Source organism: Burkholderia metallica (assembly GCF_001718555.1).
Taxonomy (GTDB): Bacteria; Pseudomonadota; Gammaproteobacteria; order Burkholderiales; family Burkholderiaceae; genus Burkholderia; species Burkholderia metallica.
The window spans coordinates 2,772,690-2,785,756 of record NZ_CP013403.1 but is presented as its reverse complement, the minus strand read 5'-3'; the positions used below and the strand labels follow the sequence as shown (position 1 = coordinate 2,785,756).

Below are 13,067 nucleotides of genomic sequence, written 5' to 3'. Positions count from 1 at the left end.
TCGCTATGCCCGCCTGCGATGCGTCGCGGATTCAACCGCGTGCGGCGAACAGCGCGTTCACCGCTTCGCGGTGTTCGGGCGTGGCGTGCGCGAACGCCTGGTACGACGCCGACAGGTCGAGCAGCGTGTCGAGGCTCGCGTGGCGGCTTTCTCGCAGCAGCCGCTTGGTCAGGCGCAGCGCGGTGCCCGAGTGACGGGCGATGCGGCCGGCCAGTTCATGTGCGTGCGCAAGGAGCGCGCCGTCGGGAACGACGCGGGACACGAGCCCGCAGCGCAGCGCCGCCTGCGCGTCCAGCGCGTCGCCGGTGAACGACATTTCCGCGGCGACGGCCGCGCCGACGATCTGCGGCAGGAACCACGCCCCACCGTCGCCGGGCACGAGGCCGAGGGCGATGAAGCTCTCGGCGAAGCGGGCGCGATCGGCGGCGATGCGGATGTCGCACATGCACGCGAGGTCGGTGCCGGCGCCGATGGCCGGGCCATTGACTGCCGCAATGGCCGGCACTTCGAGGCGCTGGAACGCGTGCGCGAGCCGCTGGATGCCGTGGCGATAGCGCGTGCGGATCGCGGCAAGGTCGTGCGGGTCCGATTCCATCAACGCGCGCATCGCCTTCACGTTGCCGCCCGACGAGAACGTCGTGCCGGCGCCCGTCAGCACCAGCACGCGGACCGATTCGTCGCGGTTCGCGTCGTCGCAGCATTCGGTCAGTGCGTCGATTGCATCGGAATCCGAAATGGCATTGCGTGTTTCCGGACGGTTCATCGTGACGGTCAGGATCGGTCCCTGCCGTTCACGGGTCAAAAAGGCTGTCATGGTGTCTCCGTGTGCTTTGTACCGCGGGACTTCACGCCGCGGGCCGAAGCCTAGTATCGTCACGATGGTTGGCGGCGGGAAATTCCATTCCACATATGTGGAATGGGTCGCCCGGTGGCATGAGGAGACGGCGGGATGAGCGGAAACGTGGTCAAGAGCGCGGCGCGCGTGTTCGAGGTGCTGGAGCTGTTCAGCGCACTGCAGCGGCCGCTGAGCGTGCGCGAGATCGCCACGCGCTGCGGCTATCCGGGGTCGAGCGCGGCGGCGCTGCTGACCAGCATGAAGGCGCTCGGCTACCTCGCCTACGACGACGCAACCCATACGTATGCGCCCACGGCGCGGCTAGTCAATCTCGGCGAAGCGCTCGTCGATTCGACGGCGGGCAGCCGGCGGTACTGGCACGCCGTCGCAAAGCGGCTGGCGGTCCGCACGCGCGAGGCCGTCGTGATCGCGGTGCAGAGCGACCTGTACGTGCAGTACATCGATGCGGTCGAGGGTGCGCATACGCTTCCGATCCACTTCTACGCGCCGATCGGCACGCGTCGCGAGATCTGCATGTCGAGCCTCGGCTGGGCGCTGCTGAGCCTCCAGCCGGACAGCGCGATCCGCCGGCTCGTGTCGCGCAGCATCCGCCGGCTCGGCAAGTCGGGCCGGACGATCGACGAGGATGTCGTGCTCGACAAGGTCGAACAGACGCGCCGGTTCGGCTATTCCTATTCGGCGCATACGGTCACGCAGGGCGCCGCGATGATCTCGATGGTGATCGCGGACGCCTGGAACGGCCAGCCGCTCGCCATGGGCGTGGCCGGGCCGGCCGAGCGGATCGACGCGCAGCGCGAGGCGATCGTGCGCGCGATGCGGCAGGTGCTGGCCGGCCAGGGGCCGCACGCCGCGGGTTAGCCTGTCGCGGCCGGCGCGCGCAGGCATTCACATAGAATCAGAATCGGAAGGTTTCGTTGCCCCTCTCCCGGCTGCATTTCAGCGAGGTCGCCATGTCATTGAACACGCCGCTTTCCGGCATCCACATCGTCGAATTCGAAGGCCTCGGCCCCGGCCCGCTCGCGGGCTGGATGCTCGCCGGAATGGGCGCGCGGATCACGCTGATCGCGCGCCCGTCCGGCCGCACGAGCGCGCCGGATGCGCTGCGGGCCCGCGACGGCGACCTGCTGCGCGAAGGCAAGACGATCGTCGAACTCGACCTGAAGGCGCCCGCCGGCCGCGAAGCCGCGCTCGACCTGATCGCGCAGGCCGACGCGCTGATCGAGGGGCTGCGGCCGGGCGTGATGGAGCGGCTCGGCCTCGGGCCCGACGATTGCGCGCGCCGCAACCCGAAGCTCGTGTACGGACGGATGACCGGCTGGGGCCAGCATGGCCCGCTCGCGGCCGCGGCCGGGCACGACCTGAACTACGTCGCGCTGACGGGGCTGCTGTCGCTATCGGCGCCGAACGACGGCCGGCCGGGGTTGCCGCCGACCGTCGTCGGCGACGCAGGCGGCGCGCTCGGGCTCGCGTTCGGAATCGTCTGCGCGCTGTTCGACGTGCGCGGCGGCGGGGCGGGGCGCGTGGTCGACGGCGCGATCGTCGACATCGTGTCGATGCTCGGTTCGCTGGCATTGTGGGCGCGCGCGAACGGGCAACTCGACGGCGCGCAGCCGAGCCTCTTTCACGATGCGCCGTTCTACGACGTATATCGCTGCGCGGACGGCGAATGCGTGACGATCGGCGCGCTCGAGCCGCCGTTCTATGCGCTGCTGATCGAACGGCTCGGGCTCGCCGACGTCGATCCGGCGTCGCAATACGACCGCGCGCGCTGGCCCGCGCTGAAGGCGCGTTTCGCCGACGTGTTCGCGCAGCAGCCGTCCGCGCACTGGCGCGCGCTGCTCGAAGGCACCGACGCATGTTTCGCGCCGGTATTGAGCGTGGCCGACGCGGCGGCCCATCCGCACAACGCGGCGCGCGGGATCTACCGGACCGACGGGAACGGCAACGTGCGCGCGCGCGTGGCGCCGCGTTTCCTGCCGCTCACGGGCGGTGGGGCCGAGTAGGCGTGCCGGGCTTGACGGCTCGGGAGTGAATTCGGAATGGTTTGTATGGCACCTTGAATCGTACTAAATATGGTGCCAAATAAAGCACAATAGAAATTCAATCGAAACAGGAGCGGACATGCCCCACGGAGCTGAAGCGGAACCCGATGGGAACCGTTGCGGCGGGCGAGGGTTTCCCGGTCGCGATCCTGAATCACAACGAGCCTGCGTTCTATTGCATCCCGGCGAAGATCAAGCTGCGCGGTGTCGGCTATCGTCTCGTATACGAAGTGCGCGATGGGGAGGTCGTCGTACTGGTCGTCGCGAGCGCGATGCCGTCTATCATTGCTGTAATGAAACGCTAGCGCGATACGCGATACCCGTTGCGTGTTCGGCGTTCTCTCATCGACCTTGGGCCGGGCAGCCGCTCAGGCCGTTTCCTCCGGCATATCCGGCACCTTGCCGTCGCCGACGCGGTTGATCGTGCCTTGCGCGATCGCGACGAGCCGCTCGTGATCGCCGTCGATGACGAACACATGACACTGGCAGGTCGCCTGATGCCGGCCCGCATAGACGAGCTTCGCGCGGGCTACCAGCGTGCCGTTTACGGCCGGCCGCAGGTAGTTGATCTTGTATTCGGCGGTGATCACACGCGGCCCGAGCACGAGCGCGCCGGCGAACGTCAGCGCGTTGTCGGCGAGATAGCTGATGACGCCGCCGTGCACGAAACCATGCTGCTGCCGCAGTTCATCGCGCACGTGCAGGCACAGCGACACTTCGTTGTCGCCGATATGCATCAGCTCCGTGCCCAGCAGCATGCTGAACGGTTGCGCGCGCAATGCGCCGCGCGCGTGGTCCGTGATGTCGGTCATCGACTTTCCTCGAAATACGTGCCCGCTTGCGCTGAACTCTAGGAAGGGGGATGCGGATAAGCAAGGAAATTCGTCTGCATTTCGTGCAATTTCCAGCGCGATGCGACGCGATTATTGCGTCGAATGCCGTGGATTTCCCCGTTTGCGGGCCATTCGACGGCAATGCGCGGCAACGCGAACTTCGCCGCCGGCCGCACCCGAGCATCCGCACCTAAAGTCCGACGAAGAAATGCCGCTAATGCCGGGGCAATGCCTCATCGTCCGCTTTCCAGGAATCCCTCCCATGTTCGGAAAAATCAAGCTCGCGTCGGGTCTGCTCGGCGTGTTGACCGTGTTCTGCCTCTTTCTGTTCGCGATCGAGGCGCTCGGCTTCTGGGCGCTCAAGTCGACGCGCAGCGGTGTCGACGATCTGTCGAACATCGCGATCGCGCAGGTCGACGCGGCCAGCCAGGCGACCCAGCAACTGCTCGACGCGCGCATCAACCTGTCGCGCGCCGGCACGCGGATGGTGCGCGGCGGCCCGAAGCCGGAAGACATCATCCGCCACGCGGGCACGTCGCTCGCGGAAGCGGACAAGGCGTTCGCCACGCTGACGGCCGCGCAGCCGGTCGACGACGCCAACCGCGCGCGCGTCGCGGCGCTCGCCGAGCGCTATCGCGCGCTGCGCGGCGCGCTGGGCGAACTCGTGCAGTTCCTCGATGCCGACAACATCCAGGCATTCCTCGACCAGCCCACGCAGAGCATCCAGGACGCGTACATCGCCGAATTGCGGCGCTTCACCGACTACGGCGGCGCGTCGAGCCGCACGGCGCTCGGCACGATCGACGGCGGCATGCTGTGGTTCAAGTCGGTCGGCATCGTGCTGCTCGCGGCGATGCTCGTCGCGAGCGCGGCGATCTACGCGGCCGCGCGGCGCGCGGTCGTCGCGCCGCTGGAAGAAGCCGGCCGCCATTTCGAGCGGATCGCGCAGGGCCGGCTCGATGAAGCCGTGCGGGCGGGCGGCGTGTTCGAGATCGACCGGATGCTGCGCGGTCTCGCCGCGATGCAGGCGAGCATCGCGGACACCGTGCGCACGGTGCGCCACGCGTCCGACGCGATCCACCTCGGCGCAGGCGAGATCGCCGGCGGCAACGCCGACCTGTCGGCGCGCACCGGCACGCAGGCCGCGTCGCTCGAGGAGACGGCCGCGAGCATGGAGGAACTGACGGCGACCGTCCGGCAGAACACCGACAGCGCACGCGCGGCGAGCGCGCTGGCCGACGCGGCGCTCGAAGCGACGAGCCACGGCGGCGGCGTGGTCGACAGCGTGATCGACCGGATGCGCGGGATCGCGCAAAGCTCGGGGCGGATCGCGGAAATCATTTCGGTGATCGACGGCATCGCCTTCCAGACCAACATCCTCGCGCTGAACGCGGCCGTCGAAGCTGCCCGGGCCGGCGAACAGGGCCGCGGCTTCGCGGTGGTCGCGGGCGAAGTGCGCTCGCTCGCGCAGCGCAGCGCGCAATCGGCGAAGGAGATCAAGGCGTTGATCGAGGATTCGGTCGCGCAGATCAACGGCGGCGCGGAACTCGTCGAGCGCGCGGGCGAGGCGATGCGCACGGTGTCGACGTCGATCACGCGCGTCGTGCAGACGATGTCCGAGATCACGTCGGCGTCGGTCGAGCAGAGCGTCGGGATCGAGCAGGTGAATCAGGCCGTCACGCAGATGGATCAGCTCACGCAGCAGAACGCGGCGCTGGTCGAGGAGGTCGCGGCCGCGGCCGCGTCGTTGAACGACCAGACCGCACACTTGATGCAGGCCGTGTCGGTGTTCGAGCTGGGCGATGGCCGCACCGCGCGCGGAGAACGCGCGGCGCCGTCGTTCGCCGACGCGGGCTACGCGCCGGCCGGCAGCGCCGCGTAGGCGGTCGCGAGGTGGTAGGGCGTCGTCGACGGCATGTCGGCGCGCGACACCTGCCCGTCGGCCGTCTTGCACTCGAACCAGCCGCGCGGATGCAGGAAGCGCGCGGCGAAGCGTTCGATCTGCCGCGCGAGCGGCGCGGAGGCCGGCGTGCCGCCGTGAGTCGCGAGCGCGCGCAGGTATTCGGTCTGCGCCCAGATCCGCTGCGTCCCGTCGATGCACGCGCCTTGTGCGTCGAGCGACGCGCACACGCCGCCCGTCAGCGGATCGACGCCGTATTGCTCCGCGAACGCGAACGCGCGCGCCAGCGCGGCGCGGAGCCCGGTCTGCGCGAGCCGCGCGCCGGCCGCATCGACCAGATAGAACCACTCGAACTGATGGCCGGGCTCGAAACGGTTGTCGGTCGCCCCGAGCGGCAGCTCCGCCACGCAGCCGGTCGCCGCGTCGACGAACGTGCGCTCGACGGCCTGCGCGGTGCGCATGAGCGCGTCGTCGAACGCCGCGTCGCCGAATGCATCGGCCGCCGCGAGCCATGCTTCGGTCAGGTGCATCAGCGGATTCTGCAGCGGCCCGCTGCCCGACGACGAGAAATCGGCGTGGCGCGCCGCATCGAGCAGCGCATCGCCCGGGCGCGGGGCGAAACGGTCCTGGATCAACGCAGCGGTTTCTTCGGCCGCCTGGCGCGCGGCGGCGTCGCCCGACGCCGCATACCACGCGGCGCACGCGAATACGATGAAGGCGTGCGTGTAGAGATCCTTGGTCGTGTCGAGCGGTGCCCCCCGGGCGTCGACGCTGTAGTGCCAGCCGCCGTGATGCCGGTCGCGAAAATGCCGGCCCAGCGCGTCGAACAGCGTGGCGGCATGCGCGGTGTCGCCGGCCTGGGCGAACACGAACAATTGCCGTGCGCAGGCCATTGCGCGATAACGGGTCACCGGCAGCGGTGCGTGGGTGGTCGGATCGACGGCTTCGAACGGCAACTGTAATGTATGGTCGAACCCTGAACCCCGCCAGATCGGCAAGACGACGTGCGCGAAATGGCGGCGCAACTGGGCGGCCTGGGCGGAAGCGGAGTCGGAAACGGACATGACGGGGTTGGGCGCTGGGTTCGAAACGTGTCGGCGCGGCCCGGAGGATCGGCGCGGCCGGGGCCAAGGATAAAACATTCCGCGCGGCCGGCACCAGAAAAGGAGAGAAATCGCATGCTGAACAACCTGGAACTCGTCATGCGGCTCGTGCTGGCGGCGGCGCTCGGCAGCGTCATCGGCTTCGAGCGCGAGCGCCTGTCGTGGGCCGCCGGCCTGCGCACGCACATGCTCGTCTGCGTCGGTTCGACGCTGATCATGATCGTGTCGGCGTTCGGGTTCGCCGACGTACTCGGCAGCAGCGACCACATCGTGCTCGACCCGTCGCGGATCGCCGCGCAGGTCGTGTCGGGCATCGGCTTTCTCGGTGCGGGCTCGATCCTGCTGCGCGGCGAGATCGTGCGGGGGCTGACGACGGCCGCGAGCTTGTGGTCGGTCGCCGCGATCGGCCTCGCGGTGGGTGGCGGGCTCTACGTCGCGTCGATTTCGGCGACGATCATCATCCTGATCATCCTGGCCGGCATCAAGCCGCTGGAGCGGCGCTACTTCACGGTGCGCCAGCGGCGCCAGCTCGCGCTGACGGTCGTGAGCGGCACGCTGACGTTCGATTCGCTGCACGCGGCGCTCGGCCCTTCCAGTGCGCGCGTGAAGCAGTTCATCGTGCAGCGTGCCGACGATACGGGCGAGCACGACGAGGTGCGCATCGCGCTCGCGCGGGTGTCGACAACCGAATACCAGGCGATCTGCGACAAGCTGCGCGCGCTGAAGGGCGTCACGCGTTTCGAAGAAGGCAACGGGCTGTCGGGCGACGAATAGGCTGGATCGGCAACGGGGCATGCGACAATGGCCGACCACCGATTCCGTTCGACATCCGGTTCCGCGTTCGCGGGCCCTGCTATCCGATTTCCATGACCGAATCCGTTACCACGCCTCGCTCCCGTTCCCGTTCCACTCGTTCGTCGGCCCGTTCCCGCCAGCGCTCGGCGGCTGCCGCGGGCAGTACGTCCGCGAGGGCGACGGCGCGGTCCGGCAGTACGCCGGCCGGCGACGCGTCGCGGGACGAGCGCACGCTCGACCTGTTCGGCGATCCGGTGCTCGAGCCGGGCGAGCGCGCGTCGGTGGCGGCGCGCGACGAAGCGGGCGCGCAAGCCGATGCGTCGGTCGATGTCGCGGATGATGTGGCGTCCGGGCGGCAGCCCGCGCTGGACGGGTTCAGTGCGCCGGAGGGAGCGACCGTGGCGGAGCCTGCGGACGCAGCGGCAGGTGCCGGGACGCGCGAAGGTGCGACGGTCGCACATGGTGCTTCGTTGCATGAAGGCGGGGATGTCGCGAACGCCGATCTCGTGCCGGCTTCTGGCGGCATTGCGATCAAGGAGGCCGATGTTCCTTCGGCCGATGGTGCTGTGTCGAAGGCGCCCGACTCGCCCGAGGCTGGCGATGAAGTCGGGAAAGCTGTCATCGATGGCGCCGCAGCCAAATCCCACGATGCGCGATCTTCCGGTGCCGCCGTGAAGGAGCGTCGGGCGTCGTCGTCAGGCGGCAAACGCCGAACGCCTGCCGGTGCAAGCGACGCGAAGGCGGAGCAAGCGGCACCGGTTGTGTCGAGCGACGGCACGACACTGGAAGCGGCCGGAGCGGACGCGGTGCCGACGATTTCGCCGCAGACGTCGGCACAGCCGATCAAGCCGACAATTACCGCGAACACGTCGAACACGTCGAACACGTCGAACACGTCGAACACGTCGAACACGTCGAACACGTCGAACACGTCGAACACGTCGAACACCGCGAACACCGCGAACACCGCGAACACCGCGAACACCGCGAACACCCAAGACGCTGTGCCCCAAGCCGGCGCCACCGCATCTCCTGTCACGCAGCCGCCACCGTCCGCTGCATCCTTTGTGACGAAGCCGTCGACCGAACGCGCGCCACCGCCCGCGCCGGCCTTCGATCCGGACATTCACCTGCGTCCGCTGACCGACCGGCTCGCCGCACTGCAGGCCGACGTGGACACCCTGACGCGCGCGGCCGATCGCGAGATGCGCCGCGTCAACCGCCTGCTGCTGGCGCTGGCCGTCGTCGCGCTGGCCGGGCTCGTCGCGCTGGTGATGCAGACGCGGCAGATCGCGCATCTGAAGCAGGACGTGGCCACGAAACAGCAGCGGATCGATCGCCTCGCGTCCGATCTGTCGACGCAGCAGGCCACGCTGATGACGCTCGAAGAGCACCACGAAGCGCTCTTGTCGCAAGTCGACCGGCTTCAGCGCAACGCGAATCGCGAGGCGGCCGTCGCGAAACGGGCTCGCCGCACGCGCTAAGCGTTTCGACCCTATCCTGGAAACCTGACGGAGCAAGGATCGCCGTTCCGCGGCGGCGATCGGCCGTCGTGCGCATGCGGCAAACTGATGCGGTGTGCTGGCAGAGTTCAGGGAAAACCCTTAGAATGGAGTCAATCTAAGGGAAAACCCTAGCCACATCTGTCAGGAGTCTCAAATGAGCTTCATCCTCGCCCTGCTGCAAAAGATCGACGACCTTTTCGTGTCCCCGCACCTGCCGCTCGACGCCGAATACTCGTACGCCGCGCGTCGTGCCGAAGCCGAGCGCGTGCGCCGTGCGCATCTGGTGCCGATCGTCCTGTACCGTCGCTGATTCGCTGATTCGCTGATTCGCTGATTCGCTGATTCGCTGATTCGCTGATTCGCTGATTCGCTATCAGCGTGGCGCCGCCGCACCTGGCCGGCCCGCTTTCCGCCGCCGCATCGCGCGCCGGCGCGACCGTCCCGCTACACTGGAAGTCCGATTCCGTTCACGGTGACCGGACCATGCTGCAGATGCGGCCGATGACGGCCAGCGAATTCCACGCGTACCGCACGCGAGCCATCGACGGCTACGCGCGCGACCTCGTCTCATCCGGACAAAATGCTGTCGAAGACGCGGCCAGCCGGGCGCGCGACTGTTTCGACACGCTGCTGCCGGACGGCCTGCGTACTTCCGGCCAGACCCTCGTCGTGCTCGTCGACGGCGCCAGCGGCGACGCGGTGGGCGACCTCTGGTACGCGATCGTGCCCGAAGGGCCGAACCGCACGTTGTTCATCTACGATCTCGACATCGCCCCGTCCCGGCGCCGCCAGGGCTGGGCCACGCGCGCGCTCGCCGCGCTCGACGCCGAGGCGCGCCGGTACGGCGTGACCGAGATCGGGCTGTCGGTGTTCAATCACAACGCGGCGGCCCGCGCACTGTATCGCGCGTGCGGCTTCGTGCCCATCACGACGACCTTGATCAAGCCGGTCGTCGCGGACTGAATCCACCGGCCGGTCACGCGTCGTCATGTGCCGTCGATTCGACTCGCCGCGACCGGCCAACGCCGGCCGACCTCACGCCCCTTTCCGTTCGCCAGGCACCGCCCGGCCATCCGCCGGTCCCCCACCGCACATCAACGTGCGCGCCCCTTCCATCTCCGCAGCAGCAACGCGTTGGTCACGACGCTGACGCTGGAAAACGCCATCGCCGCGCCCGCGATCACCGGGTTCAGCCAGCCGAGCGCCGCGAGCGGCACGCCAACCAGGTTGTAGACGAACGCCCAGAACAGGTTCTGCTGGATCTTCCGGTACGTGCGCCGGGAGATGTCGATCGCATCGGCGACGAGCGCCGGGTCGCCGCGCATCAGCGTGATGCCGGCCGTGTGCATCGCGACGTCGGTGCCGGTCGCCATCGCGATGCCGACGTCCGCTGCGGCGAGCGCGGGCGCATCGTTGATCCCGTCGCCGACCATCGCGACGATCCCGCCGTGCGTGCGCTTCAACTCGGCGACGACACGCGCCTTGTCGTCGGGCAGCACCTGCGCATGCACCTCGGCGATCCCGAGCGATGCCGCGACGGCCGCCGCGCTGCCGCGGTTGTCGCCCGTCACGAGCACGCTCGCGACGCCGCGCACCGACAGCGCCGCGATCGCGTCGCGCGCGCCCGGCTTCACGGTGTCGCCGAACGCGATCAGGGCAAGCAGCGCGCGCGGCGCATCGGCGCGCATCAGCCACGAGATCGTGTTGCCCGCGCGTTCGAGCTCCGCCGCGCGCGCATCGAGCGCGGGCGGCACCGCGATGCCGAGTTCGTCGCGCCAGCGCGTGCTGCCGAGCGCGAGCCGCTGTCCGTCGACGCGGGCTTCCACGCCGCGTCCGGCCACCGCGCGTGCATCGGCCGCGACGACGGGCGGCGCCGCATCGCCGCGCTCGGTTGCGCCGGCGTCGTACGCGGCGACCACGGCGCGCGCGAGCGGATGGTCGCTCTGGCGCTGCACCGCCGCCGCGAGCGCAAGCGCTTCGTCATGCGGCACGCAGACGGCTTCGAACGCGGTCACGGACGGCTTGCCTTCGGTCAGCGTGCCGGTCTTGTCGAACGCGATCACGGTGGCGCGCTGCGCGAGTTCGAGCGCCTGCGCATCCTTGATCAGCACGCCGTGCCGGGCCGCGACACCGGTGCCGGCCATGATCGCGGCGGGCGTCGCGAGGCCGAGCGCGCACGGGCACGCGATGACGAGCACCGCGACCGCGTTGAGGATCGCGGTTTCCGCCCCGGCGCCGGCGATCAGCCAGCCGACCAGCGTCAGCGCGGCGATGCCGAGGATCGCGGGCACGAACACCTCGCTCACGCGATCGACGAGCCGCTGGATCGGCGCCTTCTCGGCCTGCGCGGATTCGACGAGGCGGATGATGCGCGCGAGCGTCGTCTCCGCGCCGATCGCGGTGGTCTCGACGACGAGCGCGCCTTCGCCGTTGATCGAGCCGGCCGTGACGGGGTCGCCGTCGTCCTTCGGCACGGGCAGGCTTTCGCCGGTGATCAGCGATTCGTCGATGTGCGAGCGGCCCGACACGATCCGGCCGTCGACGGGCACACGCTCGCCGGGACGGACGCTGACACGCGTGCCGACGCGCACCTGCGCCAGCGGCACGTCGCGCTCGACGCCGTGCTCAACGACGCGCGCGCGGTCGGGACGCAGCGCATTCAGCGCGCGGATCGCGTCGGTCGTCTGGCGCTTCGCGCGCGATTCGAGCCATTTGCCGAAGCGCACCAGCGTGACGATGACGGCCGACGCCTCGAAATACAGATGGCCCGGATGCGCGGGGTCGCGCAGCAGCATCCACAGGCTCAGCCCGTACGCGGCCGACGTGCCGAGCGCGACGAGCAGGTCCATGTTGCCGGCGCGCGCCTTCACCGCATGCCAGGCGGCGCGATAGAAGCGCGCGCCGAAACCGAACTGGACGATCGAGGCGAGCACGAGCTGGGGCCAGCCGGGCAGCATCAGGTCGATGCCGAACGGCGCGACGAGCATCGGGGCGACGAGCGGCGCGCTCAGCACGGCGGCGCCGATCACGAGGTTGCGTTCGCGCATGGCGTCGCGGCGCTTGCGGGCGTCGGGGTCCTGCGCGGTGCCGGCCGGCGGCGCGTCGGTGCCGGCCGTGGCGCCTGCCGACGGCGCGGCGGCAAGCGACGCGCGGTAGCCGGCGGTGGTGACGGCCGCGATCAACGCGGCGGCGTCGAGCGCGCCGGCGCCATGCACCGAAGCGCGCTCGGTCGCGAGGTTGACGGAAGCGCGGGCGACGCCCGGCACGGTGGCCAGCGCTTTCTCGACGCGGCCGGCGCAGGACGCGCAGGTCATCCCGCCGATGTCGAGTTCGAAATCGGCGGAGGTGGTGGAGACAACCGGCGGGATCGCCGTGCCGACGACCGGCGTCGCGCCATAGCCGGCTTGTTGCACGGCTTCGGCGAGCCGAGCGGCACTCACGTCGGGCGCGGCGTCGACGGTAGCACGTTCGGTCGCGAGATTGACCGACGCACGCGTGACGCCCGGCACCTTCGCGAGCGCCTTCTCGACGCGCGACACGCACGATGCACAGGTCATCCCGTCGATGTCGAGTTCGACGGTGCGATCGGCTGGAAGCGGGAGGCGGGTAGCGGAAGCGGCTGCGGCTGTCGGCACGGGTGGCGCTTCGACAGGATGGGCATGCGAGGCAGCGGCGGTTTCGATCCCCGGCGCGCGCACGGCGGCGCGATAGCCGGCTGCGCCGACGGCCTCGACGAGTTGCGCGGCTTCGACCGGGTCCTGCGCGGTCACCGTCGCCGTGTGCGTGTCGAGGTCGACCGTCGCGTCGACGACGCCCGGCACCGCGGCCAGCGCCCGTTGCACGCGGCCCGTGCAGCCGCCGCAATGCATGCCGTCGACGCTCAGCGCGATCGTGTGCAGGGCTGCGGAGGCAAATGGTTCAGTCATGTCGGATTCCCTGAATGCGCGGCGCGTGCCGCGAATGATTCCAGTATCAACATTCCCATGATGGTAAGGTCAAGCGGCGCATGACGATTCGAAGCGAGGCGGGCGGA

Annotated in this window: 12 protein-coding genes; 8 read left to right on the top strand and 4 right to left on the bottom strand. The window is 69.5% G+C overall.

All coding sequences use genetic code 11. From position 1 onward, the window contains the following. Positions 1-31: 31 nt before the first annotated feature. A complete protein-coding gene (locus WJ16_RS31855) occupies positions 32-814 on the bottom strand; it encodes a crotonase/enoyl-CoA hydratase family protein (RefSeq protein WP_069260916.1) in 783 nt (260 codons plus the stop codon). Positions 815-949: 135 nt separating this feature from the next. Here WJ16_RS31855 and WJ16_RS31850 point away from each other — a divergent pair, with 135 nt between their 5' ends. From WJ16_RS31850 to WJ16_RS31840, 3 genes are all read left to right on the top strand, one after another. Next, positions 950-1,714: an IclR family transcriptional regulator gene (locus tag WJ16_RS31850; RefSeq protein WP_059680274.1), complete on the top strand. Its 765-nt coding sequence runs from the start codon at positions 950-952 to the stop codon at positions 1,712-1,714. A 92-nt stretch (positions 1,715-1,806) separates the two neighbouring features. Continuing rightward, positions 1,807-2,859 (top strand): CaiB/BaiF CoA transferase family protein, encoded by a 1,053-nt coding sequence (locus WJ16_RS31845; protein WP_069260915.1) that lies wholly within the window; start codon positions 1,807-1,809, stop codon positions 2,857-2,859. Between the two features lie 146 nt (positions 2,860-3,005). After that, a complete protein-coding gene (locus WJ16_RS31840; protein WP_059680276.1) occupies positions 3,006-3,203 on the top strand; it encodes a hypothetical protein in 198 nt (65 codons plus the stop codon). A 63-nt stretch (positions 3,204-3,266) separates the two neighbouring features. Here the strand turns inward: WJ16_RS31840 and WJ16_RS31835 are convergent, their stop codons facing one another. Next, on the bottom strand, positions 3,267-3,710 hold the full coding sequence (locus WJ16_RS31835; RefSeq protein WP_047902232.1) for a PaaI family thioesterase: 444 nt from the start codon (positions 3,708-3,710) through the stop codon (positions 3,267-3,269). A 283-nt stretch (positions 3,711-3,993) separates the two neighbouring features. Between WJ16_RS31835 and WJ16_RS31830 the strand changes: the two genes are divergently transcribed. Further along, the gene (locus WJ16_RS31830; RefSeq protein ID WP_069260914.1) at positions 3,994-5,613 is read left to right on the top strand and encodes a methyl-accepting chemotaxis protein; all 1,620 of its coding nucleotides are present in this window, start codon (positions 3,994-3,996) and stop codon (positions 5,611-5,613) included. Here WJ16_RS31830 and WJ16_RS31825 read toward each other — a convergent pair. Further along, positions 5,586-6,695, bottom strand: coding sequence for an AGE family epimerase/isomerase (locus tag WJ16_RS31825; protein WP_069260913.1), 1,110 nt, complete (start codon positions 6,693-6,695; stop codon positions 5,586-5,588). The genes WJ16_RS31830 and WJ16_RS31825 overlap by 28 nt on opposite strands. A 114-nt stretch (positions 6,696-6,809) precedes the next feature. Here WJ16_RS31825 and WJ16_RS31820 point away from each other — a divergent pair, with 114 nt between their 5' ends. The 4 genes from WJ16_RS31820 (at position 6,810) to WJ16_RS31810 (ending at position 9,997) form a co-directional block, all read left to right on the top strand. Next, a complete protein-coding gene (locus tag WJ16_RS31820; RefSeq protein WP_069260912.1) occupies positions 6,810-7,508 on the top strand; it encodes an MgtC/SapB family protein in 699 nt (232 codons plus the stop codon). A gap of 92 nt (positions 7,509-7,600) precedes the next feature. Next, positions 7,601-9,013 carry a flagellar hook-length control protein FliK gene (locus tag WJ16_RS31815; RefSeq protein ID WP_069260911.1) on the top strand — a complete coding sequence of 471 codons (1,413 nt, stop codon included), beginning with the start codon at positions 7,601-7,603 and terminating at the stop codon, positions 9,011-9,013. 175 nt (positions 9,014-9,188) lie between these two features. Then, positions 9,189-9,344: a hypothetical protein gene (locus WJ16_RS35410; RefSeq protein ID WP_006481665.1), complete on the top strand. Its 156-nt coding sequence runs from the start codon at positions 9,189-9,191 to the stop codon at positions 9,342-9,344. A gap of 173 nt (positions 9,345-9,517) precedes the next feature. After that, positions 9,518-9,997 (top strand): GNAT family N-acetyltransferase, encoded by a 480-nt coding sequence (locus tag WJ16_RS31810; protein ID WP_069260910.1) that lies wholly within the window; start codon positions 9,518-9,520, stop codon positions 9,995-9,997. A gap of 131 nt (positions 9,998-10,128) precedes the next feature. Here WJ16_RS31810 and WJ16_RS31805 read toward each other — a convergent pair whose 3' ends face one another. Continuing rightward, positions 10,129-12,960, bottom strand: coding sequence for a heavy metal translocating P-type ATPase (locus WJ16_RS31805; RefSeq protein WP_076606038.1), 2,832 nt, complete (start codon positions 12,958-12,960; stop codon positions 10,129-10,131). Positions 12,961-13,067: the final 107 nt, after the last annotated feature.

Bases quoted from the DNA above. Each gene is read 5' to 3' on its own strand.
- WJ16_RS31855 (WP_069260916.1), bottom strand. From the start codon at position 814: ATGACAGCCTTTTTGACCCGTGAACGGCAGGGACCGATCCTGACCGTC.
- WJ16_RS31850 (WP_059680274.1), top strand. From the start codon at position 950: ATGAGCGGAAACGTGGTCAAGAGCGCGGCGCGCGTGTTCGAGGTGCTG.
- WJ16_RS31845 (WP_069260915.1), top strand. From the start codon at position 1,807: ATGTCATTGAACACGCCGCTTTCCGGCATCCACATCGTCGAATTCGAA.
- WJ16_RS31840 (WP_059680276.1), top strand. From the start codon at position 3,006: ATGGGAACCGTTGCGGCGGGCGAGGGTTTCCCGGTCGCGATCCTGAAT.
- WJ16_RS31835 (WP_047902232.1), bottom strand. From the start codon at position 3,710: ATGACCGACATCACGGACCACGCGCGCGGCGCATTGCGCGCGCAACCG.
- WJ16_RS31830 (WP_069260914.1), top strand. From the start codon at position 3,994: ATGTTCGGAAAAATCAAGCTCGCGTCGGGTCTGCTCGGCGTGTTGACC.
- WJ16_RS31825 (WP_069260913.1), bottom strand. From the start codon at position 6,695: ATGTCCGTTTCCGACTCCGCTTCCGCCCAGGCCGCCCAGTTGCGCCGC.
- WJ16_RS31820 (WP_069260912.1), top strand. From the start codon at position 6,810: ATGCTGAACAACCTGGAACTCGTCATGCGGCTCGTGCTGGCGGCGGCG.
- WJ16_RS31815 (WP_069260911.1), top strand. From the start codon at position 7,601: ATGACCGAATCCGTTACCACGCCTCGCTCCCGTTCCCGTTCCACTCGT.
- WJ16_RS35410 (WP_006481665.1), top strand. From the start codon at position 9,189: ATGAGCTTCATCCTCGCCCTGCTGCAAAAGATCGACGACCTTTTCGTG.
- WJ16_RS31810 (WP_069260910.1), top strand. From the start codon at position 9,518: ATGCTGCAGATGCGGCCGATGACGGCCAGCGAATTCCACGCGTACCGC.
- WJ16_RS31805 (WP_076606038.1), bottom strand. From the start codon at position 12,960: ATGACTGAACCATTTGCCTCCGCAGCCCTGCACACGATCGCGCTGAGC.